The following is a 24,979-nucleotide window of genomic DNA, read 5'->3' on the forward strand; positions in this document are numbered from 1 at the left end:
GTTTTGCAGCGTGCCGTTATAGCTCCAGTTGACGGGCATTGATACCGAACGCTTTGGCTATCTTTTCCCGCGTGGTGCGGCGGGGTTTGCTGACCGCTTCCTGCTGGGCAAATGCCGACTGTGAAATACCCAGGCGTTTGGCGACTTCTTCCTGGGTCAGGCTCAGGTGCTCGCGCCACGCGCGAATAGGTGTTGCGCCATCCACCAGGCGGCTGACTACCGCATGGGGTATCAGGTTTGGATCGTTTTGCTGCGCCACATAGTGTTCATAGGGAATCACCACATAGGCTGGCTCGCCCTGCGTATTGTGGATGATCTGTACGGCAGTAGGTTCGCTCGTCACGTTTTTTAACCTCTTGGATGCTGACGACCTGGATGCTGCCGTCCCAGTCGAAAAGGACCCGGTAATGACTTACCCGCAAGCGATAGCTGTGAGGATGGTTAACCAGCGCCTTGACGTTGATTGCATCGGGCATGTGTTCAAGAGCGGACACGGCATCGCGTACCTGTTGCTGATGATACGAATGCAACCGAAGCAATTGTTTGACGGCTTTTCGCGTCCATTGGATTGAATTCATGGGAGGTTAATAAGTCTTTTATAAGGTTTGCAATCGGTATTTTCAGATCCGCGTCAACGGGTCATGACGTTTTCCTTTCAAACCCTAGACGGCCGCCGTCAGCGCCGACGGGTAAAACTGTTGCGTGGTATGAATCAACGGAAGGCCCACGAAGGTTGCTTGCAGGCAATGAGGGCCGTTATTGTGCTGAATCCTTTTAGTCCTCGCCCCAAGGTTGTGTTGTGATGAATGCACCGCGTACCGCTGTCCCGATCAAAGCCGTTATTTTCGATATGGACGGGTTGTTGCTGGATACCGAAGGCATCTACACCGAAGTCACGCAGATCATTGCCGAACGCTATGGTCGTACCTACGACTGGAGCATCAAGCAGCACATCATCGGGCGGGGTGCCCAGGATTTGGCCGATTACGTGGTCAAGGCGCTGGACCTGCCGATCACGCCCGCCGAGTTTCTGGAAATACGCGAACCGCTGATGAGCGAGCGCTTTCCCAAGGCCTTGGGCATGCCCGGTGCCGAGGCGTTGGTGCGGCACTTGAAGGCGCACAATATTCCGATTGCGGTGGGCACCAGTTCATCGCGTAATTCGTTTGGCCACAAGACCACCCTGCACCGTGAATGGTTTGGCCTGTTCGACACCATCGTCACCGCTGACGACCCGGAAGTAGGCGCTGCCAAGCCCGCGCCGGATATCTTCCTTACCGCAGCGCGCCGGTTGGGTGTAGCGCCTGAGGATTGTCTGGTGTTCGAAGATTCGCCGTTCGGCGTGACGGCCGCGAAGGCTGCGCACATGACCGCTATTGCGGTGCCCGATGAGGCGATGGCTGACAGCAAGTACCAGCATGCTGACCAGATTATTCGCAAGCTCGCCGACTTTGATTTGGCCGCCTACGGCTTGCCCCCCATGGCCTGACCCCGCGCGGTCAAAAATGTGGGAGCTGGCTTGCTCGCGAATGCAGGATGTCAGTCAGTAGATTTATCAACTGACTCACCGTATTCGCGAGCAAGCCCGCTCCCACATTTGGGTTGCGGTTCTGCAAAAATCAGGCGCTGAAACCACCATCGATGGTCAGGCTGGCGCCCGTGATATAGCCGGCTTCCGGCCCGGCCAGATAGGCCACAAAACTGGCAATCTCCTCCACATGCCCATACCGTCCCACCGCCATCAACCCGATCAGACTTTCGGCAAAATCACTGCTCGCCGGGTTCATGTCGGTGTCCACCGGCCCAGGCTGCACGTTGTTGATGGTGATGCCCCGTGGCCCCAGGTCCCGCGCCAATCCCTTGGTCAACCCCACCAGCGCCGCCTTGCTCATGGCGTAGGGCCCGCCACCGCCAAAGGGCATGCGTTCGGCGTTGGTGCTGCCGATATTGATCACGCGGCCACCTTCGCCCATGTGCTTGGCGGCTTCCTGGGTGGCGATAAACACGCTGCGCACATTGATCGCCAAGGTCTGGTCGAAGTCTTCCAGCTTGAATTCGTCCAGCGGCGCGATGGCCAGCACGCCAGCGTTATTCACCAGGATATCCAGGCGTCCAAACGCCTCGACCGTGGCGTTGACCGCCGCGCGAATCGCCGTGGCATCGGCGCTGTCGGCTTGAATCGCCAGAGCCTGACCCCCTGCGCTGATCACCTCGTTCTGCAACGCTTGGGCCTTGGCGGCCGAGCTGACGTAGGTAAAGGCAACCGCTGCCCCCTGGGCGGCGAGGCGCTTGACGATGGCGGCGCCGATGCCGCGGGAACCGCCTTGAATCAAGGCGACTTTGCCGGTGAGGTTGTGTGTGGTCATGTCGATCTCCGAGGTAGTTGATGGAGCGAGTATCGACCTCACCCGCGCTGCTCGGTAGCCCGTGGTTGCTATAGTCTGTGTAAACCAAAAGTTTAGAGTGTGGCGATATGGAAAGCTTTGGCAGTATCGAATGCTTTGTGCGCAGCGCCGAGGGTGGCAGCTTTGCCGAGGCTGCTCGGCACCTGAGCCTGACCCCGGCTGCGGTGGGTAAAAGCGTTGCCAAGTTGGAGGCGCGCCTCGGTGTGCGGCTGTTCCAGCGCAGCACTCGGCGTCTGGCGCTGACCGAAGCCGGCAAGATGTTCCTGGCGGAAGTCAGCGGCAGCCTCACCACCATTCAGAATGCGGTCGCCAACCTGGCCAGTGCCGAATGGCGGCCGGTGGGCACGCTCAAGGTCAGCATGGGGCCAGTGTTCGGTAACCGGTACGTGGTGCCGTTGCTGGGCGAATTTATGCGGCGCTATCCGGATATCAGCCCGGACTGGCATTTCGATAACCGCCAGGTCGACCTGATCGGGCAAGGCTTCGATGCGGCCATTGGCGGCGGGTTTGAGCTGCCCCAAGGCGTGGTGGCGCGCAAGTTGACCCCGGCGCACCGGGTGCTGGTGGCGTCGCCGGATTACCTGGCGCGGTGCTCGCTGGTGCTGGCGCCCGATGACCTGTCCCACTGCCTTGGCATCTTGATCCGCTCGCCGCAGACAGGCCGTGTGCGTTCATGGCAACTGACCCATCGTGAGCGCGAGCACAGCCCTTTAGTGCTGAAACCGGCGATGACCATGAGCGACTCCGAAGCCGCTTGCTGCGCTAGTGCCCAGGGCCTTGGCATCGCGCTGGTGAGCATGCCGATGGCGGTGCCGTTCCTGGACAGCGGTGCGTTGGTGCGAGTGTTACCCGATTGGTATGTGGACGACGGCAATATTTCCATCTACTACGCCGAGCATAAATTGCTGCCGGGCAAGACGCGGGCGTTTGTGGATTTCATTATTGAGCAGTTCGCCGAGCAGAAACTGGCTCAACGGTTCAGTGCTATCTGAGCAGGGCCTTGTATCGAGTCGTGGCCATCGCGGGCAAGCCCGGCTCCCACAGTGATCGCAATCCAATGTGGGAGCCGGGCTTGCCCGCGATGCAGGCGCATCGGTCTACCGCCCGAACTTGCCCGGCCAGCCGATGACCTTCTTCGGCCGCGGTGTCGCATAAGTTCTGACCTTCGAGGTCGACAACCCCAACCGCACCAACGACTCGGCCACCATCACCGCCGCCGTCACCCCGTCCACCACCGGCACCCCGGTGCGCTGGCGAATCTGCTCGTCCAGCCCGGCCATGCCGCCGCAGCCCAGGCAGATCACTTCGGCCTTGTCGTCGCGAATGGCCAGTTCGGCCTGGTGCACGATGGCTTCCATGGCGCCCAGCGGGTCTTCTTCCAGCTCCAGCACCGCCATGCCGCTGGCACGCACCGAAGCGCAACGCTGGTAGAGGCCGGCGAGTTTCAGCCGGTCTTCAATCAGCGGCACCGTGCGGTCCAGGGTGGTCACCACCGAGTAGGCGTGCCCCAGGAACATCGCGGTGCTGGCCGCCGCTTCGGTGATATCCACCACCGGCACGTTGAGCAATTCCTGCAACCCTTCACGGCCATGCTCGCCATAACCGGCCTGGATCACCGCATCAAAGGGCTGGTCGTAGGCCATTACCCGATCCATCACGGCGATGGCTGCCAGATAACTTTCAAAGTTGCCTTCCACCGATTCTGCGCCGAAGTACGGGGTGAGCCCGACAATCTCGGTGCCCGGTGAAGCCACGGCCCGTGCTTGCTGGGCAATGGTGTCGGTGATGGATTCGGTGGTGTTGACGTTGACCACGAGGATACGCATGGAAAGTCCTTGTTTAATGACTGACGTTATCGACGGCAATGCTTTCGCCGCTGACATCGGCGTAGTGCGGTTGACGCTTGGCAATCAGCAGGTACAGCAACCCGGCAATGCCGGCGCCAAACAACCAGGAAAACGGCGAGACGCTGGCAAACCCCGGCAACAGCGCCAGCAGGATGGCGATCACTGCCGCCGGAATGAACGCGGCCACCGCACGCATATTCACCCCGCGGCTGTAGTAATAAATGCCTTGGGGGTCTTCGCTGTACAACTGCGGTACATCCACCTGGCTTCTACGAATCAGCCAGTAATCGACCATGATCACCCCGTACAACGGCCCCAGCAGCGCGCCGAGGCCAGAGAGGAAATACACGATCACCAGTGGGCTGTTATAGAGGTTCCACGGCAGGATCAGCACGGCAACGAAGGCGCTGATCAACCCGGCGCGCCGGAAGTTCAGGTACTTGGGCGCCAGGTTGCTCAGTACAAAGGCCGGGGCGACGAAGTTGGCCATGATGTTCACCGCCACGGTGACGATCAGGAAGGCCAGGCAGCCGAGCACGATAAAGAAGGTGTTGGGGATCGCCGCGATGATTTCGGTCGGGCTTTCGATCACGCGGCCATTGAGCTGGAACTGCCCGCCGCACAGCAGCACGGTAATCGCGGCGAACACCAGGATATTGACCGGCAGGCCCCAGAAGTTCCCGACCTGGATGGTCTTGCGGCACGGCGATGAACGCGCGAAGTCGCAGAAATTGAGGATCAGGGTGCCGTAGATGGCCAGCCACAGCGCGCCGCCGGCAAAGATATTGCGCCACATCTCGCCGCCACTCAGGGGCTCGCGGATCGACCAGGCGATCTGCCCGTTCGCCTGGAAGTACATCCAGCCGGCCAGTGCGGCCACGGTCAGCAGTATCACCGGCCCGGCGAAGCCTTCATAGCGACGTACCATTTCCATGCCGTAGGCGAGGATCACCAACTGCACCAGCCAGATCGCCACAAAACACGCCCAGCCCAGGGTCGACAGCCCGAGAATCGAGTCGTGGTCATAATCGGCAAACCCTGGATGAATGGCGGTCAGCAGCACGCGGAAAACTACCGAGGCCAGGTAGGTCTGGATCCCAAACCAGGCAATCGCAATTACCGCCCGAATCAACGCCGGAATCTGCGCCCCATGAATGCCAAAACTGATGCGGCTGATAACCGGAAACGGCACACCGGTCTTCTGCCCCATGTAGCCCGACAAGTTCATGAAGAAGTACACCAGCGCCGCGCCGATCCCCAGGGACAGCAATATTTGCCAGCCGCCCAGGCCCAGGGCATAGAGCCCAATGGCGAATGAATAGTTGGCGATGTTGTGCACGTCATTGGTCCACAGCGCAAAGATGCTATAGCGCCCCCAGCGTCGGCCTTCGACCTTGGTGGGCGCCAGGTCCTTGTTGTGCAGGCGCGGGCTGAGTACCAGCGGGCCGGGGCCTGTGGCTGCAGGATTCTGGGTGGAGGAGGGCAGATCCAGTGCGAGGGTGTTCGAGAGACTTGTACGCATTCCGGCAGGCTCCAGCGCATCTGCAGCAAAGCGGCGGATGGCAAAGTGTATGTAGGTTTTGTATTGATTGTATACAAAGCGTACTTCTGCCTAAGCCATATGCGTGCCAATTCTCGATATATGAAAATCTTGGCTAATTTCGTTTTTATATAGGTCGCGAATAACTTACTGAATTACGGGCACTATAAGTTGACCGTTTGAACAGGTATTTATTTTTTCATTAATTGCAGGGTTATTTATATGCAGCGCCATTGGCGCAGGGAGATGTTACGTTTTGGTGCGTTGTACATTAAGTTGCACACAAAAATGGCACCTATGGTTACAAGGTTGTGTACAGGTTTACCCGACCCCCAAAGCAAATATCGCGTTATGTAGGAGCGAGCTTGCTCGCGAAAAACGTCAACGATAACGCGGGCTTCCTGAATAAACGCGGCGTCCGTGAGTTTTTCGCGAGCAAGCTCGCTCCTACAGAGGCGGTGGCATCGGAGGCTCAAGCCTTGCTGATGATATTCCCCGCATGCAGCCCGCATTCCTTCTGCGTGGCTTCTTCCCACCACCAGCGGCCTTCGCGCTCATGCTGGCGGGGCAGTACCGGCCGGGTGCAGGGCTCGCAGCCGATGCTGATGAAGCCGCGCTCATGCAGGCTGTTGTACGGCAGCTCCAGCATGCGGATGTAGCCCCAGACCTCTTCGCTGGTCATCTGCGCCAGCGGGTTGAACTTGTACAGGGTGCGTTCCGGTGTGGAGAACGCCGTGTCGATTTCCAGCGCCGCCACCTGGCTGCGAGTGCCGGGGCTCTGGTCGCGGCGCTGGCCGGTGGCCCAGGCGCTGACGCCTGCGAGTTTGCGGCGCAGCGGTTCGATCTTGCGGATGCCGCAGCATTCGCCATGGCCGTCCTTATAGAAGCTGAACAGGCCTTTCTCTTTGACGAAGGGCTCCAGCTTGCTCGGGTCTGGCGAGATCAGCTCGATGTCGATCTTGTAGAACTCACGCACCTGCTCGATAAACCGGTAGGTCTCCGGATGCAGGCGGCCGGTGTCGAGGCTGAACACCTTGACGTTCTTGTTCAGCTTCCAGGCCATGTCCACAAGGACCACATCCTCGGCACCGCTGAAGGAAATCCACAAGTCATCGCCGAACTGGCTGAACGCCAGCTTGAGAATGTCCTGGGCAGACTTGTTGGCATAAGTCGTGGCGAGTTCAACGACGTCGAAGGCTTGGTTCATCAGGACGGTTCCTACAGGTCAGTGGCGCTGAGCGCTCTCTAGGAGGGCGATGGTATCAAAAACTGTCCCGCGTTGCGGCGGCGGGCTTGAGTCGCTAGAGTTCGGCAGTCCTTTTGCTCGCTCAACTAACAATATCTAACAGGAGTGTCGTGTGGAAATTGCCTGCCTTGACCTGGAAGGGGTACTGGTTCCGGAAATCTGGATCGCCTTTGCCGAGAAAACCGGCATTGAGTCCCTGCGGGCCACCACCCGTGACATCCCCGACTACGACGTGCTGATGCAACAGCGCCTGCGCATCCTCGACGAGCATGGGCTCAAGCTGGCCGATATCCAGGCCGTTATCGCCACGCTCAAACCGCTGGACGGCGCCATTGAGTTCGTCAATTGGCTGCGCGAGCGCTTTCAGGTGGTGATCCTGTCCGACACCTTCTACGAGTTCTCCCAACCATTGATGCGCCAGTTAGGTTTCCCGACGTTGCTGTGCCACCGATTGATCACTGATGAAAACGACCGGGTGGTGAGCTACCAGTTGCGTCAGAAAGATCCCAAGCGCCAGTCGGTTTTGGCGTTCAAAAGCCTGTATTACCGCGTGATCGCTGCCGATGACTCCTACAACGACACCACCATGCTGGGGGAAGCGGACCGTGGGATTCTGTTCCATGCGCCGGACAATGTGATTCGCGAATTCCCGCAGTTCCCGGCGGTGCATACGTTTGAAGACCTGAAGAAAGAGTTTATCAAGGCGTCGAATCGGCAGTTGAGCCTGTAAGTTATGCGGCGCGGCTGATTGCCCCATCGCAGGCAAGCCAGCTCCCACCTTTGACCATGTAACGTCAAACGACGCGGTCAACTGTGGGAGTCGGGCTTGCCTGCGATGGCGCCGTCACCGCCTTACCCTCGGCCAGCAAGCGCTCATAAGGAATACGCAAGCCTTCATGCAGACGCTTGATCATCGACAGGCTCAGCTTGCGCTTGTGGTTCAGCACCTCTGACACCCGCCCACTGGTGCCGATAAACGGCTCCAGATCGCGGGCGGTCATGCCCAATTGCTCCATGCGAAACTTGATAGCCTCTACCGGATCCGAAGGGGGCATGGGGTAATGCTCGGCTTCGTACTTCTCGATGAGGACTGCCAGGATTTCCAACTCATCACCTTCAGGCGAGCCGGGTGGTGCTCCCCATATCTGCTCGACTCGTACGAGTGCCGCAGTCAGGTCTTCCTGGGAGTGAATAGGTTTGATGTTCATCACGCAGTCTCCGCGTTGATCTGGTCGTACTGAGCGTGGGTTCCCACGAACCGTATAAACCCTAGTTGTCGCTGGTAGTCGATCGCCATGATCACTCGATACTTGTTGCCGCCAACGTTGAACACGACCCTGCCACCCTTAAGAATGCTCGCTGTTCTGAGTTCGGCCTTGAGTGCTTGCGGTGTTGGATAATTGGCCTTTTCCATGTGCCGATACCACTCGACCAGCGGTGTTCTGGCGTCGCTATAAGCTGAATGGCTTTCCCAGAATATTCGTAGGGTAGATAGAGCGATTATCCGCATCGCTTCAACCTCCCGTTTTGGGAGATCATAGGTGCGATTGCGTGGATAGGCAAACTCGGAAATATTTCCAGACGAGGAGGTAGTCGCTTCATGTGATCCTTCACAGGTGGCGGGTGGACGGTCGCTCCGGACGCTATCTGCAAGCGTCTATCCCGTCCACAGCGGTTCTGATTCAGGCTTTTTCTATCGCATGGCGTTCTACTCGAACGCTAGGAAGGGGCTGTGCCCTACAGATTTTCCAACGTTTGTAACAACACACGCACCTTTGTCAGCGACTCCTGATACTCCGCCTGCCACTGCGAATCCGCCACAATCCCGCCGCCACCCCAGCAACACACCTGCCCATCCTTGACCAGCAAGCTGCGAATCGCGATGGAGCTGTCCATTTCGCCGCGCACGTCCAGGTACACCAGCGAGCCGCAATACAACCCGCGGCGGGTGGGCTCCAGCTCATCGATGATCTGCATGGCGCGAATCTTCGGCGCGCCGGTAATGGAGCCGCCAGGGAAGCTGCCGGCGATCAGGTCGAGGGCGTCTTTGTCGTCGGCCAATATGCCAGTGACACTGCTCACCAAGTGGTGCACGTTGGGGTAGCTTTCCAGGCTGAACAGTTCCGGCACGTTCACCGAGCCGATTCGGCAACTGCGGCCGAGGTCGTTGCGCAGCAGGTCAACGATCATCAGGTTTTCTGCGCGGTCCTTGGGGCTGGCGAGCAGCTCAGCGGCGTTGGCAGCGTCCTCTTCCGGTGTTAAACCGCGAGGGCGGGTGCCCTTGATCGGGCGGGTTTCGACCTGGCCTTCGCTGATGCGCACGAAGCGCTCCGGCGACAGGCTCAGCACCGCTCCGTCATCGGGCAAACTCTGGAACCCGGAAAACGGCGTCGGGCAGGCTTCGCGCAGCGCGCAGTAGGCTGCCCATGGATCGCCGATGCACGGCGCACGAAAGCGTTGGGCAAAGTTGACCTGGTAGCAGTCGCCGGCCTGGATGTAATCCTGGATACGCAGGATGGCCTGCTGGTACGCATCCACGCTGAGGTCCGGCGCCATGGTGCCCTGGAGCTTGAAGGTGGTGGGGGTGTCACCTGTTGCATGACTGAACAGGGCGATCAGACGTTGCCGCTCGCTATCGGCCAGCACCGGGTGAAACACCAGTTGGCTGGTGTGCGCCAGGTGATCGCTGACCAGTGCCCAGGCATACAGCCCCAGGCGCGCATCCGGCAGATGCAGGTCGTCCACGGCCAGGCGCGAGACCTGTTCCAAGTGCCGGCCGAAGTCATAGCTCAAGTAACCGATCAAACCGCCGGCAAATGGCAATTCAACGCCAGCAGGCAGGGCCGCCTCACCCAACTGCGCCAGGTTCTCGCGCAGGCGTTGCAGGAAATCGCTGCCGCGTTCATCCGGCCCAACCGTCAAGGTCGCTTCGGGCCAGGCGCTGAGCAGGTCATAACGCCCCCGCTCGGCAGCCGGGCGGCCGCTGTCGAGCAGCACCGCGCCAGGCGCATGGCGAATAGCCGCAAAGTACTCGGCGGGGTTGGTCCGGTAGGGTAAGGGGTAAACGGAGCAGGTCGACATGCGAGGGTGAATCAGCCATTGGCGGGGGGGAGGGGATTGTAGTCCTCTGTAGGACTTGCTCCTAGAGGGGATGTCGGTGATAGCTCGATAGAGGGTATAGCCTGAGGGGCAAATGGCTTGTCAGAAAGCTATCGCAGGCAAGCCAGCCCCCACCTATCGAGCCCGGGCTTGCCTGCGATGCGCTGCTTAGCCTTCAACCGGCGGAATATGCCCGAACATCTCCTGCACGAACTTCACCCGTTCCTCGGGGGTTTCTGTCACCCCGGCTGCCTTGAGCTCTTCAAGCCGTGCCTCCACCGCATGGGTGCGCAAAGTCAGGCCGCAATCGTTGGCAATCTGGATGTTCAGCCCAGGCCGAGCGTTCAGCTCAAGGATCAATGGGCCTTTTTCCTGGTCCAGCACCATGTCCACGCCGATATAACCCAGCCCGCACAGCTCATAGCAGCCGGCGGCGAGCTTCATGAAACCGTCCCAGTTGGGCAGTTGCACGCCATCCACCGCGTTGGTGGTGTCGGGGTGCTTGGTGATGATGTTGTTCAGCCAGGTGCCGCGCAGGGTCAGGCCGGTGGCCAGGTCTACACCCACGCCGATCGCGCCCTGGTGCAGGTTGGCCTTGCCTCCGGACTGGCGGGTGGGCAAGCGCAGCATCGCCATCACCGGGTAGCCCATCAGCACGATGATGCGGATGTCCGGCACGCCTTCATAGCTGATGCTCTTGAAGATCTGGTCGGGCACCACGCGGTACTCGATCAACGCGCGGTCGCGGTGGCCGCCGAGGGAGTACAGGCCGGTGAGGATGCTGGAAATCTGGTGCTCGATCTCCTCATGGCTGATGATTTTTCCGGACACCGTGCGGTAGCGCCCTTCAAACCGGTCGGCCACCACCAGGATGCCGTCGCCGCCAGCACCCTGGGCGGGCTTGATCACGAAGTCGCTGCGCCCGCCGATGATCTCGTCGAGCTTGTCGATTTCCTTCTCGGTGGAGATCACCCCGTACATTTCCGGTACATGGATGCCGGCGGCAAGGGCCCGTTCCTTGGTGATGATCTTGTCATCCACGATGGGGTACAGGCTGCGCTTGTTGTACTTGAGCACGTAGTCGGCATTACGCCGGTTAATGCCCATGATCCCCCGCGCTTCCAGGGCCTTCCAGGTCTTCCAGAAGCCAAACATCAAGAATCAGCCTTCAGGAACGCCTTGAAACGTACCAGTTCGGTGAGGCGATAGCCGCGATAGCGACCCATGGCCAGCATGAAGCCCACCAGAATCAACAGGATCGCCGGGAAGGTGAACACGAAGTAGACCAACTCCGGCACGCTCATGATCAGGTGCGCCAGGGACGCAGCGAACAGCGTGCCAATAGCCACTTTCAGCGCATGGTTGGCGCCACGCTCCTCCCAGGTGATCGAGAGGCGTTCGATGGTCATGGTCAGGATCACCATCGGGAACAGCGCCACCGACAAGCCGCGTTCCAGCCCCAGCTTGTGGCTGAACAGGCTGATGGCGGCAATCAGCACCACCACGAAGGTCAGCACCACCGACAGCCTCGGCAGCATCTGCAGTTTAAGGTGTTCAAGGTACGACCGGAGCGACAGGCCCAGTGCCGTGATGATCGTGAACAGCACAATCCCGAAGCCCAACTGGGTCTCGCGGAATGCCAAGGCGATCAGTACGGGGGTGAAGGTGCCCAGGGTCTGCAGGCCGATGAGGTTGCGCAAGATCAAGATCACCAGCACGCCTATCGGGATCATCACCATGATCATGAAGGTCTGCTGGGTTTGCAGCGGCAGGCCGTACAGCGAGTATTCGAGGAAGTTGGCGTCGGTGTTTTCGTCCGTCAGCTTGGCCAGGCGGATGGCGTTCATCTCGCTGTTGTTCAGGCTGAAGGTCACCATGGCTTTCTTGCCGCCATCGACGGTGATCAGGTTTTCATCGCCGGTCCACCACAGCAGGCGGTCGGCGGGCAGGCCCTGTTCACCAGTTTCCGGGTTGAAGTACAGCCAGTCGTTGCCGTTGAAACTGCGCAGCCATAGTTCCGGGGTTTGCGGCTGGTCGGCCACCAGGCGGATGGTGTGGACTTTCTCTACCGGCACGTGGGCGATGGACAGCAGCAGTTCGACGATCTTGGCTTTGTGCGGCGTCGAGGGGTCGCCGGCCAGCAGCAACTTCACATTGTCGTCGTTGAGGTTGTTGGTGCGCTTGATGGCTTCACTGATAAAGGTCTCGACGTCGGCCGAGTGCTGGCGGATCGGGGCCAGCAAGGCTTCGGCGGCGATCTTCTCGGGGCCTTCCACGGCGATGCTGTCGCGGAAGGTCGGGCCTTTGATCTTGACCTTTTCGCCGCTGTAGCGCTTGGTCAGCACCAGGCGGTAATAGAGGGTCTGGTTGCCCTTGGCCCGACGCGCCGACCAGGTGACCTTGCGGTTGCCGTCGATGCGGTTGACGCTCACCCCGTAGTTGTTCGAGATAAAGCTCTCATTGAGGCTGACGAAGTCGCGGCTCAAGGGCGGCACGAACATCTGGATCTTGACCGGGTCTTTCGGGTTGGCGACGAACTCGACCTTGGCGTCGATGTTCCACAAGTCGTCGGTGGCATCTTCGGTGACGGGAATTCCCAGCACGAAGATCTGATAGGCGGTGACCGAAATGCCCAGCACCACCAGCAAGGTGATCAGGATTTTCAGGTGCAGGGTCAGAGAGCGCATTCGGTTTACTCGGCGGTATTAAGCGTCGGCGGCGCAGGCGGGTTTGCCTGCTGCATATTTAAGACTGGGGTCGACCAGCGCATCAAAGCGTTTCAAGGCTTCGGAGCCAATCAGCAGCGGGTATTGGAATGCGCTGCGGTCAGTCAAGTTCACTTCGATGCTGCGTAAAGCACTGCCCATGCAGATATCCAGCGCAATCACTGGGCGGGCGGTGTAGTTCTTGTCCTCATCGGGGTCGTAGTCGCCGGCGCGGCGCTTGATTTTGCTGACACGCGCCAGGGGCAGTTCGATGGGGTGGGAATGGGCGGTGTCGATGGCCAGGTAGAAGCGTACCCAGGATTCGCCATTGCGCTTGAAGCGCTTGATATCGCGGGCACTCAACGAGGCGGTCTTGGCGCCGGTGTCGAGTTTGGCCGCCACTTCCAGGTCGATACCCGCAAGCTTGGCGTATTCATTCAGGCCGTACACGGTCTTCTCGGCGCCAGCGCCAAGGCTCGGTATGCACAGCAGGCACATCACTAGTAGGTAAGGCTTGAGTCTCATAAATCCTGAGGCAGGGCAGTGCACTGTTCATTTCATGGGGACTGGCATTGCTGCGCAATCTCGGGTGCGCCCTTTCATCATTTGATGTCAGGCAAAAGCGGCGGGCATTCTAACATGATGCTTTTTTGGCGCCAGCGCTGGCAGGCGGCCATGCCTTGGCAAGCGAATGAGGGGGTTATTAGACGATTGTCGACAATGTGTATTTATTCTTTGACTGTGAGAGGCTTATTGGCTAGTTTTTGCGGCATTGATTTTAAAGGTGTCGACAATATGCTGGAGCAACTGGAAAAACCATCGGTGGCACCAGACGATTCCCAGACCATGTCAGAGAACGTCTTCCGGCGTATCCAGGCCGCCATCGTCAAAGGCGAAATCGCCCCCGGCAGCAAGATTTCCGAGCCGGAGCTGGCGCGCACCTACGGCATCAGTCGCGGCCCGCTGCGCGAAGCGATCCATCGCCTGGAAGGCCAGCGCCTGCTGGTGCGGGTGCCTCATGTCGGCGCCCGCGTGGTGTCTTTGAGTCATGCCGAGCTGGTCGAACTGTATGAGATTCGCGAGTCCCTGGAAGGCATGGCCTGTCGCCTGGCCGCCGAGCGCATGACTGACGCAGAGATCGAGGAGCTTCGCCAGGTGTTGCACACCCACGAACGGGATGCGGCGTTCCAGGCCGGTGTCGGCTATTACCAGCAGGAAGGCGACTTCGATTTTCACTACCGCATCATTCAAGGTGCCGGTAACCGCACCCTCACCCAAATGCTCTGCGGCGAGCTGTATCAACTGGTGCGCATGTACCGCATCCAGTTCTCCGCCACCCCCAATCGTCCACGCCAGGCCTTTGCCGAGCATCACCGCATTCTCGACGCGATTGCCGATCGCGACGGTGAACTGGCCGAACTGTTGATGCGCCGGCATATCGGCGCCTCCAAACGCAACATTGCCCGTCACTTCCCGGACGGTGCGCCTTCATCACGAGGTGAGTCATGAGTTCCAACAACAACAGCACTCCCGGCCAGCGTTTCCGTGACGCCGTCGCCAGTGAACAGCCCTTGCAAGTGGTGGGCGCCATCAACGCCAACCATGCGCTGTTGGCCAAGCGCGCCGGCTTCAAGGCGATTTATCTGTCAGGTGGCGGTGTAGCCGCCGGCTCCCTCGGCGTGCCGGACCTGGGTATCACCGGCCTGGATGACGTGCTCACCGACGTGCGCCGCATTACCGACGTGTGCGACCTGCCGCTGCTGGTGGACGTGGACACCGGTTTCGGCTCCTCGGCGTTCAACGTGGCGCGTACCGTCAAGTCGATGATCAAGTTCGGTGCCGCCGCCATCCATATCGAAGACCAGGTGGGCGCCAAGCGCTGCGGTCATCGCCCCAACAAAGAAATCGTGTCCCAGCAGGAAATGGTCGACCGCATCAAGGCCGCCGTGGATGCGCGCACCGATGACAGCTTCGTGATCATGGCGCGCACCGACGCCCTGGCGGTCGAGGGCCTGGAGTCCGCGCTGGAGCGCGCCGCCGCATGCATCGAGGCCGGTGCCGACATGGTGTTCCCGGAAGCCATCACTGAACTGGAAATGTACAAGCTGTTCGCCTCCCGCGTGAAGGCGCCGATCCTGGCGAACATCACCGAGTTCGGCGCGACACCGCTGTACACCACCGAACAGTTGAAATCTGCGGATGTTTCCATTGTGCTGTACCCGCTCTCGGCCTTCCGTGCCATGAACAAGGCCGCCGAGAATGTCTACACCGCGATTCGTCGCGACGGTACCCAGCAGAACGTGATCGACACCATGCAAACGCGCATGGAGCTTTACGATCGCATCGACTACCACACCTTCGAGCAGAAGCTCGACGCGCTGTTCGCCGCGAAAAAGTAATTGCACTGTAGGAGCGAGCTTGCTCGCGAAGATCGCCAACGATAACGCGAGAAACCTGGAGAAACGCGATGCCCTTGCGTTTTTCGCGAGCAAGCTCGCTCCTACAGGGTGTGAGCTGGACGGCTCCCTGAATAATTACAAAATTGGAGAAGAACCATGGCTGAAGCAAAAGTATTGAGTGGTGCTGGTCTGCGTGGCCAGGTCGCCGGGCAGACTGCACTGTCCACCGTGGGCCAGGCCGGCGCCGGCCTGACCTACCGTGGCTACGACGTACGCGAACTGGCCGCTGACGCCCAGTTTGAAGAAGTCGCCTACCTGCTGCTGTACGGTGAATTGCCAACCCAGGCAGAACTGGCCGCGTACAGCGACAAGCTGAGCAAACTGCGTGACTTGCCCCAGGCCCTGAAAGAAGTGCTCGAACGCATCCCCGCCGACGCCCACCCGATGGACGTGATGCGCACCGGGTGCTCGTTCCTGGGCAATATCGAGCCGGAGAAAGACTTCAGCGTGCAGCGCGATGTCACCGACCGCCTGCTCGCCGCGTTCCCGGCGATCATGTGCTACTGGTATCGCTTCAGCCACGACGGCCAGCGCATCGATTGCGTGACCGACGAGCCGAGCATCGGTGGCCACTTCCTGCACCTGCTGCATGGCAAGAAGCCGAGCGAGTTGCACGTCAAAGTGATGAACGTGTCACTGATCCTCTACGCCGAACACGAATTCAACGCTTCGACCTTCACCGCACGGGTGTGTGCATCGACATTGTCCGACCTGTATTCCTGCGTCACCGCTGCCATCGGCTCCCTGCGCGGCCCGCTGCATGGCGGTGCCAACGAAGCAGCGATGGAAATGATCGAGCGTTTCTCCTCGGCCCAGGAAGCGGTTGAAGGCACCCTTGGCATGTTGGCGCGCAAAGACAAGATCATGGGCTTTGGCCACGCGATCTATAAAGACAGCGATCCGCGCAATGAGGTGATCAAGGGCTGGTCGAAAAAACTCGCTGACGAAGTGGGCGACACCGTGTTGTTCCCGGTCTCCGAAGCCATCGACAAGACCATGTGGGAACAGAAGAAGCTGTTTCCCAACGCCGATTTCTACCATGCCTCGGCGTACCACTTCATGGGCATCCCGACCAAGTTGTTCACGCCGATCTTCGTATGCTCGCGCCTGACCGGCTGGGCTGCGCACGTGTTCGAGCAGCGCGCCAACAACCGCATCATCCGTCCAAGCGCCGAGTACACCGGCGTTGAGCAGCGCAAGTTCGTGCCAATCGAACGTCGCTGAATGGGATGGGCTGTGCCCGCTGGCTCATATGCTTTTTTGTGGGAGCTGGCTTGCCTGCGATGGCATCACTGTGGTGTGACAGGTACACCGAGGTGATGCCATCGCAGGCAAGCCAGCTCCCACAGGAAACAAAGCCAGTGTCGACAGTTCACCTTTCGAACTTACCGTGACCGAGTCCTGACGATGAACACTGAATTTCGCAAACCACTCCCCGGCAGCCGCCTGGATTTCTTCGACGCCCGTGCGGCTGTCGAGGCAATCACCCCCGGCGCCTACGCCACGCTGCCCTACACCTCGCGCGTGCTCGCCGAGAACCTGGTGCGCCGTTGCGACCCGGCCACCCTCGACGCGTCCCTGAGCCAGCTGATCGAGCGCAAGCGCGACCTCGACTTCCCGTGGTTCCCGGCCCGCGTGGTGTGCCATGACATCCTCGGCCAGACCGCACTGGTCGACCTCGCCGGCCTGCGCGATGCCATCGCCCAGCAAGGCGGCGACCCGGCGCAGGTCAACCCGGTGGTGCCCACCCAACTGATCGTCGACCACTCCCTGGCCGTCGAGGCCGGTGGCTTTGACCCGCAAGCCTTCGAAAAAAACCGCGCCATTGAAGACCGTCGCAACGAAGACCGTTTTCACTTCATCGAGTGGACCAAAAAGGCCTTCAAGAACGTCGATGTGATCCCGCCGGGCAACGGCATCATGCACCAGATCAACCTGGAGAAAATGTCCCCGGTGATTCAAGTGCGTGACGGTGTGGCCTTCCCGGACACCTGTGTTGGCACCGACAGCCATACCCCCCACGTGGATGCCCTGGGTGTGATCGCCATCGGCGTCGGTGGCCTGGAAGCCGAGAGCGTGATGCTCGGCCGCGCGTCGTGGATGCGCCTGCCGGAAAGCGTTGGCGTGGAATTGACCGGCAAGCTGCAACCGGGCATCACCGCCACCGATATGGTGCTGGCGCTCACCGAATTCCTGCGCCAGCAAAAGGTGGTCGGCGCCTGGCTGGAGTTCTTCGGCGAAGGGGCTTCGGCACTGACCTTGGGTGACCGTGCCACCATCTCCAACATGGCCCCGGAGTACGGCGCCACCGCCGCGATGTTCTACATTGACGCGCAAACCATTGCCTACCTCAAACTCACCGGTCGCGAAGACGAACAAGTCGCCCTGGTCGAGCAATATGCACGCCACACTGGCCTGTGGGCAGACGACCTGAAAGGCGCGCAGTACGAGCGCAGCCTGAGCTTCGACCTCTCCAGCGTCGTGCGCAACATGGCCGGCCCGAGCAACCCCCATGCCCGCCTGGCCACCCGCGACCTGGCGTCAAAAGGCATTGCCGGCCAATGGGATGACGTGCCGGGGCAAATGCCCGACGGCGCGGTGATCATTGCGGCCATCACCAGTTGCACCAACACCAGCAACCCGCGCAACGTGATCGCCGCCGGCCTGTTGGCACGCAACGCCAACAAGCTTGGGCTGACCCGCAAGCCGTGGGTCAAGTCGTCCCTGGCGCCGGGCTCGAAAACCGTGGCCATGTACCTGGAAGAAGCCGGACTGGGCCATGAACTGGAAAAACTCGGCTTTGGCGTGGTGGCCTTTGCCTGCACCACCTGCAACGGCATGTCCGGCGCGCTCGACCCGGTGATCCAGCAAGAGATCATCGACCGCGACCTGTACGCCACCGCAGTGTTGTCGGGTAACCGCAACTTTGACGGGCGCATTCACCCTTACGCCAAGCAAGCGTTCCTGGCGTCGCCGCCGCTGGTGGTGGCCTATGCGATTGCCGGTACCATCCGTTTCGACATCGAAAAGGACGTGCTCGGCCTGGACGCCGACGGCAAGGAAATCCGCCTGCAAGACATCTGGCCGAGCGATGAAGAGATCGACGCGGTGGTCAAGGCTTCGGTGAAACCCGAGCAATTCCGTGCGGTGTATATCCCGATGTTCGCCATCCACGAAGACACCGGGCCCAAGGTCACGCCGCTGTACGACTGGCGCCCACAAAGCACCTATATCCGCCGCCCGCCGTACTGGGAAGGCGCGCTGGCCGGTGCACGGCCGCTCAAAGGCATGCGCCCGCTGGCGGTGCTGCCAGACAACATCACCACGGACCACCTGTCGCCGTCCAACGCGATCATGCTTGACAGTGCCGCCGGTGAATACCTGGCGAAAATGGGCTTGCCGGAAGTCGACTTCAACTCCTACGCGACCCACAGGGGCGACCATTTGACGGCGCAGCGCGCCACCTTCGCCAACCCGAAACTGTTCAACGAAATGGTGCAGGAAAACGGCAAGGTCAAGCAGGGCTCTCTTGCGCGTATCGAGCCGGAAGGCAAGGTCACGCGGATGTGGGAAGCGATTGAAACCTACATGGAACGCAAACAGCCGTTGATCATCATCGCGGGCGCCGACTATGGCCAGGGCTCGTCCCGTGACTGGGCGGCCAAGGGCGTACGCCTGGCCGGTGTGGAAGCCATTGCCGCCGAAGGCTTCGAGCGTATCCACCGCACCAACCTGGTGGGCATGGGCGTGTTGCCCCTGGAGTTCCTGCCGGGCACCGACCGCCACACCCTGCAAATCGACGGCAGTGAAACCTATGACGTGGTCGGCGAGCGCACCCCGCGTGCGCAACTGACCCTGGTGATCAACCGCAAGAATGGCGAACGTGTCGAGGTGCCAGTGACCTGCCGCCTGGACACCGCCGAAGAAGTGTCGATCTACGAGGCCGGTGGCGTGTTGCAACGTTTCGCCCAGGACTTCCTGGAATCAAAGGCGACCGCCTGAAGAGGATAACCATGGCACACGTAGCGCAAATCAAGATCCCCGCCACCTACATGCGTGGCGGCACCAGCAAGGGCGTGTTCTTCAGCCTCCAGGACCTGCCCGCAGCGGCGCAGGTGCCGGGCCCTGCACGCGACGCCTTGTTGCTGCGGGTGATTGGCAGCCCCGACCCCTATGACAAGCAGATCGACGGCATGGGTGGGGCCACCTCGAGCACCAGCAAGACCGTGATCCTGGCCAAAAGCAGCCGCGCCGATCACGACGTGGATTACCTGTTTGGCCAGGTCTCCATCGACAAGCCATTTGTCGATTGGAGCGGCAACTGCGGCAACCTGTCGGCGGCGGTGGGTTCGTTCGCCATCAGTGCCGGCCTGGTCGATGCGGCCCGCGTGCCCCATAACGGCGTGGCCGTGGTGCGGGTGTGGCAGGCCAATATCGGCAAGAGCATCATCGCCCACGTGCCGATCACTGACGGCGCGGTGCAGGAAACCGGCGACTTTGAACTGGACGGCGTGACCTTCCCGGCCGCCGAAGTGCAGTTGGAATTCATGGACCCGGCGGCGGAAGAAGAGGGCGGTGGTGGTTCGATGTTCCCCACCGGCAACCTCGTCGACGACCTGGAGGTGCCCGGCGTCGGTACCTTCAAGGCCACGTTGATCAACGCCGGTATTCCGACGATTTTCATCAATGCCCAAGACCTGGGCTACACCGGTACCGAGCTGCAAGGCGCGATCAACAGCGACCCCAAGGCCCTGGCGATGTTCGAGACCGTGCGGGCGTATGGCGCGTTGCGCATGGGCCTGATCCAACACCTGGACGAAGCCGCCCAGCGCCAGCACACGCCCAAGGTGGCGTTCGTCGCCAAGCCAGCCGATTACGTGGCCTCCAGCGGCAAGGCGATCAAGGCCGGCGATGTGGACCTGCTGGTGCGCGCCTTGTCGATGGGCAAACTGCACCACGCGATGATGGGCACTGCGGCGGTGGCGATTGGCACCGCCGCGGCGATTTCCGGCACCTTGGTCAACCTGGCGGCGGGCGGCGTAGAGCGCAATGCCGTGCGCTTCGGGCACCCGTCCGGCACCTTGCGTGTGGGGGCCGAGGCCAGCCAGGTGGACGGTGAATGGGTGGTGAAAAAAGCCATTATGAGCCGCAGTGCGCGGGTGTTGATGGAAGGCTACGTGCGCATCCCCGGCGACGCCTTTTAGCTTGATCGTTCCCACGCTCCGCGTGGGAACGCCGCCTGGGACGCTCTGCGTCCTGCTGTGACGCAGAGCGTCACGGGATGCATTCCCACGCGGAGCGTGGGAACGATCAACATCAACCTTGACCTTGAGGAACAACCCCACCTTTTAGGAGAACTGCCATGAGCGCCAACGTCGACCAGAACAACCGCCCCGACTACGACCCGGTTTTGCAGGGCATCGCCGACTACGTCCTCAACTACCGCATTGACTCCCAGGACGCCCTGGACACCGCCCGCAACTGCCTGATGGACACCCTCGGCTGTGGCCTGCTGGCCCTGCGCTTCCCCGAGTGCACCAAGCACCTGGGGCCGATGGTAGAGGGTACCGTGGTGCCGTTTGGCGCACGGGTGCCGGGCACTTCGTTCCGCCTGGACCCGGTCAAGGCCGCCTGGGATATCGGTTGCATCGTGCGCTGGCTCGACTACAACGACACCTGGCTTGCCGCCGAATGGGGCCACCCTTCAGACAATCTTGGCGGCATCCTCGCCGTGGCCGATCACCTGTCGCAGAAGCGCCTGGCCAATGGCGACGCGCCGCTGACCGTGCGTGCAGTGCTGGAAGCGATGATCATGGCTCACGAAATCCAAGGCGTGATTGCCTTGGAAAATTCCTTCAACCGGGTAGGCCTCGACCATGTGTTGCTGGTGAAAGTCGCTACCACGGCGGTCACCGCCAAGCTGATGGGCGCCAACCGCGAGCAGTTGCTATCGGCGTTGTCCCACGCTTTTGTCGATGGTCAGGCGCTGCGCACCTATCGTCATGCACCGAATGCCGGCTCGCGCAAATCCTGGGCGGCGGGCGATGCGTCGAGCCGCGGCGTGCGCCTGGCAGACATCGCCCTGCGTGGCGAAATGGGCATCCCCGGCGTGTTGAGTGCGCCGCAGTGGGGCTTCTATGACGTGCTGTTCAGCCACACCAACAAGGACCTGGCGCTCAAGCCCGAGGACAAGCGAGCTTTCAGCCTGCCCCAAGCCTACGGCACCTATGTGATGGAAAACGTGCTGTTCAAGATCAGCTTTCCGGCCGAGTTTCACGCGCAAACCGCCTGTGAAGCGGCAGTCGCCCTGCATCCGCAGGTCAAGCATCGTTTACATGAAATCGACCGTATCGTGATCACTACCCATGAGTCGGCGATTCGCATTATTTCCAAGGTCGGCCCATTGGCGAATGCCGCCGATCGCGACCACTGCCTGCAATACATGACCGCCGTGCCCTTGGCGTTCGGCAATCTGGTGGCCGAGCAGTATGAAGATGATTTCCACGCGGCCCACCCGATCATCGATGAGCTGCGCGACAAGATGGTCGTCATCGAAGACCCGCGCTACAGCCGCGAATACCTGGAGGCCGACAAGCGCTCGATTGCCAACGCGGTGCAGGTGTTTTTCACGGATGGCACCTGCACCGAGCAGGTGGTGGTGGAGTACCCGATTGGCCATCGCCGCCGTCGGGTGGACGGCATTCCACTGCTGGAAGACAAGTTCAAGGCCAACCTGGCCACGCGGTTCACCGCGCAACGCAGCGCCGAAATCTTTGCGTTGTGCAAGGATCAGGCACGGCTTGAGGCTACTCCAGTCAACCGTTTCATGGACCTGCTCACTATCTGAAAAACAGCACAGTCACTGTAGGAGCGAGCTTGCTCGCGAAAAACGTCAACGATGCCGCGTGCTTCCTGAGTAAGCGCGGCGCCTATGGCTTTTTCGCGAGCAAGCTCGCTCCTACAGAGGCAATGACGCAGGCTCAAGCGTGTCCAAACCGCAGTATCACCCGGCGGTTGTGCTTGCTCTTTTTCTCGATCTTCTCGCAGAACACCCGACCGATTTCCTCGGTATTGAGCACATGGGTACCGCCGCAGGGCTGGATATCGATGCCGGGGATTTCAATCACCCGTACCGAACCGGAGACCACCGGCGGCGCAACCGCCTGAGTGCGGGTGATCTGCAGCAGGGTCGCGTACTCGGTGGCAGGCATCGACAGCGTTTTCACCGCGTGGGCCTGCTCGATCAGGGCGTTGAGGTCACGGGTGAGGCCGTCTTTGTCCAGGGTCATCTCCGGCAGGTCGAAATCCAGTCGGCCTTTATCCGCACTGATGCTGCAACCGGTCACGGGCGCGTCGATGAGGGAGCACAGCAAGTGCAGGCAAGTGTGCATCTTCATGTGCTGGTAGCGCCGCTCCCAATCCAGCCCGGCGTCGACCTGGACGCCAGCGGCCAACTGTTCGGGGCAATGGTCTACCTGATGCCAGATGATCGAGCGCAACACCGGATCGCGCACGGTGCCTGTCACCTCGACCCGTGTGCCATCGGCCAGGGTGAAGTGGCCGGTATCGCCTGGTTGCCCACCGCCGGTGGGGTAGAACAGGGTGTGCTCCAGGGCGATACCTTGTTCGCTGACGGCAATCACCCGGGCGCTGAAGGCGTTCTGGTAGGGCGCGCTGTCAAACAGCGCCAGGGTTTCCATGGTATGCACGGACATGTTCAACCTCCGACGATCAATGGGGTGGCTTGCAAGAGGTGGCGCACCAGTGCGCTCAAGCCAGGGGGAGAGAGCAGGGTGATTTCAAATTCCGGCCCGCACACCTTCAGGTTCAGCGGCAGGCGTGGCAGTTGCTCGTCGTTGTCGAGGCGACGCAGGCGAAACTGCAGGTGGTGCCGCTCTTTCACCGTGGGTTCGAGCATCAGCCCTTGCAGCGGATGAAAGTCGGCGTCCAGCACGGTGACCTTGTGGCCGGCACTCACTTCGCCCACCACGTGCAAGCGCTCATCCAGGGCAAAGGCGCCGAGGTAGTTGCTGTGGTCCGATTCATCGTTTTTCTGCAGTTGGATCTGGTTGACCACCTTGACCTTGGTGCCTGCCGGCACGTCCTGGGTAATCACGCAGGAGGGGCTGATAAACACGTTATCGCCGATCGAAACATAGCCCAGCACGCGGGCGCCGGCGCCGACTTCGACGTTGTTGCCCAGGCGCGGGTGGCGTTTGCCGTCCGGGTTGTTGGCAATACCGCGCGCACCCAGGGTCACGCCGCAGAGGATGTAGCAGTCGTTGCCGATCACGCAGGTCTCGCCGATGACCGTGCCGTAGCCATGGTCCAGCACAAAGCGCCGGCCGATGCGCGCTGCCGGGTGAATCTCGGCGCCGGAGAGAATCTTGCCCTGGTTACTCAGTTTGAGGGCCATGCGCGAAAAATCGCCGTGATCAGCGGACTGGAAATGCCACACCAGGTGCGCAAGGCGGTAGAACAGCACGGCCTTGAACGAGGCGTAGGATTCCAGGATCAACTCACCGCGCCCACGGGACGCGGGGTCGCGATAGGCATAGGCAATCAGGTCTTCGGCCACCGCCTGGGCGGCGGTCTGGATCAACGGTGCCAGGTGCGGCTCCAGCTGCTTCATCTGTCTGGGCGTCAGGGTGGTGATGAGGTGGGTGAGCAACTCATCGTGCAGCTGTTGCATGTCGATAAAGCCCCCCATGGAGACACCCCCGTACATTGAATGGTTGGAAGCCCCGTTATTCGAAACTGGGCAGGTAGCTGTCGGCATTGTCGTAGACCATGGTCAACACCACCGTTTCAGGCGGCAGTTCGGGGGCGAGTTGGGCGATGGCAACCATGTTGGCGGCCGAAGACAGCCCGAGGCTGATGGCATCGGTGCGCATGATGCGTTTGATCATGTCCAGGCAATCGGCGTGCGACACCTTGAGCATGCCGTCGATCACGTCCAGGTTGAGGATGCTGGGGATCAGGCCAATCGACAGGCCCTGGATCCCGTGCGCTGCGTGTTGGTCTTTGAGCAGGTCGCACTCTTCCGGTTCTACACCCATCACCCGCAGCGCCGGCCAGGCGGCCTTGAGGGTTTCGCCGATACCGGTGATGTGTCCACCGGTGCCAATGCCGCTGACGAAGTAGTCCACGCGCTGTTCACCGAAGGCGCGAAGGATTTCCGGGGCGGTGGTGTCGCGGTGGGTTTGGGGGTTGGCGCCATTGCGTTGCTGGTTGAGCATCACATAGTTGGGGTTCTCCAACTGCAGCTCCATGCACTTTTCGCCGTGGGAGTTATTGCCCAGGCGACTGTCGGACAGCACTACCCTGGCGCCATACAGACGCAGCAGTTTCTGTTTTTCCGGGCTGTAGTTGTCAGGGATCACCAGCACTACTTTGTAACCCAGCACATTGCCGGCCATCACCAGGCCAATGCCGGTGTTGCCGCCACTGGGTTCGATGATGGTCTGCCCGGAATCACGGATCAGCACGCCGCGGCGCTCGGCATCCAGGATCATGCCCAGGGCGATGCGCGCCTTGTGGCTGCCGCCGGGGTTGAGGGACTCCAGCTTGGCGTAGACCTCGATGCCGAGGTCTTCGGAAAACTGGGCCAGACGCACGATCGGCGTTTGGCCGATGACGTCGAGAATGGAGTTATGCAGCATCAGCACGTCCCCACTT

The 24,979-nt window shown here is 60.8% G+C and carries 23 protein-coding genes and 2 pseudogenes; 10 read left to right on the forward strand and 15 right to left on the reverse strand.

The window, feature by feature from the left end; genetic code table 11:
• Positions 1–16: 16 nt before the first annotated feature.
• Positions 17–343 (reverse strand): helix-turn-helix transcriptional regulator, encoded by a 327-nt coding sequence (locus HU730_RS19565; protein WP_096143563.1) that lies wholly within the window; start codon positions 341–343, stop codon positions 17–19.
• A pseudogene (locus tag HU730_RS19570) lies at positions 327–578 on the reverse strand (type II toxin-antitoxin system RelE/ParE family toxin); the annotation flags it as partial. The pseudogene HU730_RS19570 and the gene HU730_RS19565, both read right to left, overlap by 17 nt.
• A gap of 224 nt (positions 579–802) precedes the next feature.
• Between HU730_RS19570 and HU730_RS19575 the strand changes: the two are divergent.
• A complete protein-coding gene (locus HU730_RS19575; RefSeq protein WP_065949853.1) occupies positions 803–1,489 on the forward strand; it encodes an HAD-IA family hydrolase in 687 nt (228 codons plus the stop codon).
• A 130-nt stretch (positions 1,490–1,619) separates the two neighbouring features.
• Here the strand turns inward: HU730_RS19575 and HU730_RS19580 are convergent, their stop codons facing one another.
• Positions 1,620–2,366 carry a 3-oxoacyl-ACP reductase family protein gene (locus HU730_RS19580; RefSeq protein WP_096143561.1) on the reverse strand — a complete coding sequence of 249 codons (747 nt, stop codon included), beginning with the start codon at positions 2,364–2,366 and terminating at the stop codon, positions 1,620–1,622.
• Between the two features lie 107 nt (positions 2,367–2,473).
• Between HU730_RS19580 and HU730_RS19585 the strand changes: the two genes are divergently transcribed.
• A complete protein-coding gene (locus HU730_RS19585; RefSeq protein WP_186526548.1) occupies positions 2,474–3,397 on the forward strand; it encodes a LysR family transcriptional regulator in 924 nt (307 codons plus the stop codon).
• Between the two features lie 105 nt (positions 3,398–3,502).
• Here the strand turns inward: HU730_RS19585 and HU730_RS19590 are convergent, their stop codons facing one another.
• The 3 genes from HU730_RS19590 to HU730_RS19600 form a co-directional block, all read right to left on the reverse strand.
• Positions 3,503–4,231 carry an aspartate/glutamate racemase family protein gene (locus HU730_RS19590; protein WP_034126767.1) on the reverse strand — a complete coding sequence of 243 codons (729 nt, stop codon included), beginning with the start codon at positions 4,229–4,231 and terminating at the stop codon, positions 3,503–3,505.
• Between the two features lie 13 nt (positions 4,232–4,244).
• Positions 4,245–5,774 carry an NCS1 family nucleobase:cation symporter-1 gene (locus HU730_RS19595; RefSeq protein WP_186526547.1) on the reverse strand — a complete coding sequence of 510 codons (1,530 nt, stop codon included), beginning with the start codon at positions 5,772–5,774 and terminating at the stop codon, positions 4,245–4,247.
• A gap of 490 nt (positions 5,775–6,264) precedes the next feature.
• Positions 6,265–6,999, reverse strand: coding sequence for a phosphoadenylyl-sulfate reductase (locus HU730_RS19600; protein ID WP_014719506.1), 735 nt, complete (start codon positions 6,997–6,999; stop codon positions 6,265–6,267).
• A gap of 151 nt (positions 7,000–7,150) precedes the next feature.
• Between HU730_RS19600 and thrH the strand changes: the two genes are divergently transcribed.
• A complete protein-coding gene (gene thrH, locus HU730_RS19605) occupies positions 7,151–7,768 on the forward strand; it encodes a bifunctional phosphoserine phosphatase/homoserine phosphotransferase ThrH (protein ID WP_186526546.1) in 618 nt (205 codons plus the stop codon).
• Positions 7,769–7,832: 64 nt separating this feature from the next.
• On the opposite strand, the gene HU730_RS19610 is transcribed toward thrH, so the two are convergent.
• The 6 genes from HU730_RS19610 to HU730_RS19635 form a co-directional block, all read right to left on the reverse strand.
• The gene (locus HU730_RS19610) at positions 7,833–8,246 is read right to left on the reverse strand and encodes a transcriptional regulator (RefSeq protein WP_186526545.1); all 414 of its coding nucleotides are present in this window, start codon (positions 8,244–8,246) and stop codon (positions 7,833–7,835) included.
• Positions 8,246–8,548, reverse strand: a complete 303-nt coding sequence (locus HU730_RS19615; protein ID WP_032903090.1) for a type II toxin-antitoxin system HigB family toxin — start codon at positions 8,546–8,548, stop codon at positions 8,246–8,248. Before HU730_RS19615 ends, HU730_RS19610 begins: the two co-directional genes overlap by 1 nt.
• 227 nt (positions 8,549–8,775) lie before the next feature.
• On the reverse strand, positions 8,776–10,119 hold the full coding sequence (gene pabB, locus HU730_RS19620; RefSeq protein WP_127881141.1) for an aminodeoxychorismate synthase component I: 1,344 nt from the start codon (positions 10,117–10,119) through the stop codon (positions 8,776–8,778).
• A gap of 186 nt (positions 10,120–10,305) precedes the next feature.
• A complete protein-coding gene (locus HU730_RS19625) occupies positions 10,306–11,292 on the reverse strand; it encodes an alpha-L-glutamate ligase-like protein (RefSeq protein WP_003193326.1) in 987 nt (328 codons plus the stop codon).
• Positions 11,292–12,824, reverse strand: a complete 1,533-nt coding sequence (locus HU730_RS19630) for an inactive transglutaminase family protein (RefSeq protein WP_003193324.1) — start codon at positions 12,822–12,824, stop codon at positions 11,292–11,294. Before HU730_RS19630 ends, HU730_RS19625 begins: the two co-directional genes overlap by 1 nt.
• 18 nt (positions 12,825–12,842) lie before the next feature.
• Positions 12,843–13,367, reverse strand: a complete 525-nt coding sequence (locus tag HU730_RS19635; RefSeq protein WP_014719501.1) for an ATP-dependent zinc protease — start codon at positions 13,365–13,367, stop codon at positions 12,843–12,845.
• A gap of 270 nt (positions 13,368–13,637) precedes the next feature.
• Here HU730_RS19635 and HU730_RS19640 point away from each other — a divergent pair, with 270 nt between their 5' ends.
• The 7 genes and pseudogenes from HU730_RS19640 (at position 13,638) to prpD (ending at position 22,148) form a co-directional block, all read left to right on the forward strand.
• Positions 13,638–14,351, forward strand: a complete 714-nt coding sequence (locus tag HU730_RS19640; RefSeq protein ID WP_014719500.1) for a GntR family transcriptional regulator — start codon at positions 13,638–13,640, stop codon at positions 14,349–14,351.
• Entirely contained in the window at positions 14,348–15,241 is an 894-nt protein-coding gene (gene prpB / locus HU730_RS19645) for a methylisocitrate lyase (RefSeq protein WP_003193320.1), read from the forward strand. Before HU730_RS19640 ends, prpB begins: the two co-directional genes overlap by 4 nt.
• A 19-nt stretch (positions 15,242–15,260) precedes the next feature.
• Positions 15,261–15,347: pseudogene (locus tag HU730_RS26800) on the forward strand (outer membrane lipoprotein carrier protein LolA); the annotation flags it as partial.
• A gap of 50 nt (positions 15,348–15,397) precedes the next feature.
• Positions 15,398–16,525, forward strand: coding sequence for a 2-methylcitrate synthase (gene prpC, locus HU730_RS19650; RefSeq protein WP_054920630.1), 1,128 nt, complete (start codon positions 15,398–15,400; stop codon positions 16,523–16,525).
• Positions 16,526–16,708: 183 nt separating this feature from the next.
• A complete protein-coding gene (acnD, locus tag HU730_RS19655; RefSeq protein ID WP_019820558.1) occupies positions 16,709–19,303 on the forward strand; it encodes a Fe/S-dependent 2-methylisocitrate dehydratase AcnD in 2,595 nt (864 codons plus the stop codon).
• An 11-nt stretch (positions 19,304–19,314) separates the two neighbouring features.
• Positions 19,315–20,505 (forward strand): 2-methylaconitate cis-trans isomerase PrpF, encoded by a 1,191-nt coding sequence (gene prpF, locus HU730_RS19660; RefSeq protein ID WP_054920636.1) that lies wholly within the window; start codon positions 19,315–19,317, stop codon positions 20,503–20,505.
• A gap of 158 nt (positions 20,506–20,663) precedes the next feature.
• On the forward strand, positions 20,664–22,148 hold the full coding sequence (gene prpD / locus HU730_RS19665) for a 2-methylcitrate dehydratase (protein WP_089041905.1): 1,485 nt from the start codon (positions 20,664–20,666) through the stop codon (positions 22,146–22,148).
• 133 nt (positions 22,149–22,281) lie between these two features.
• Here prpD and HU730_RS19670 read toward each other — a convergent pair whose 3' ends face one another.
• From HU730_RS19670 to HU730_RS19680, 3 genes are read right to left on the reverse strand one after another with little or no spacing between them, the layout of a single operon-like run.
• Positions 22,282–23,016 carry an alanyl-tRNA editing protein gene (locus tag HU730_RS19670; RefSeq protein ID WP_034128353.1) on the reverse strand — a complete coding sequence of 245 codons (735 nt, stop codon included), beginning with the start codon at positions 23,014–23,016 and terminating at the stop codon, positions 22,282–22,284.
• A 2-nt stretch (positions 23,017–23,018) separates the two neighbouring features.
• Complete coding sequence (locus tag HU730_RS19675) at positions 23,019–24,011, reverse strand: serine O-acetyltransferase (RefSeq protein ID WP_186526544.1); 993 nt, start codon at positions 24,009–24,011, stop codon at positions 23,019–23,021.
• Between the two features lie 37 nt (positions 24,012–24,048).
• On the reverse strand, positions 24,049–24,963 hold the full coding sequence (locus tag HU730_RS19680) for a cysteine synthase family protein (RefSeq protein WP_127881138.1): 915 nt from the start codon (positions 24,961–24,963) through the stop codon (positions 24,049–24,051).
• Positions 24,964–24,979 lie beyond the last annotated feature (16 nt).

This window comes from Pseudomonas sp. SWRI22 (assembly GCF_014268395.2).
In the GTDB taxonomy this organism is placed as follows: domain Bacteria; phylum Pseudomonadota; class Gammaproteobacteria; order Pseudomonadales; family Pseudomonadaceae; genus Aquipseudomonas; species Aquipseudomonas paracarnis.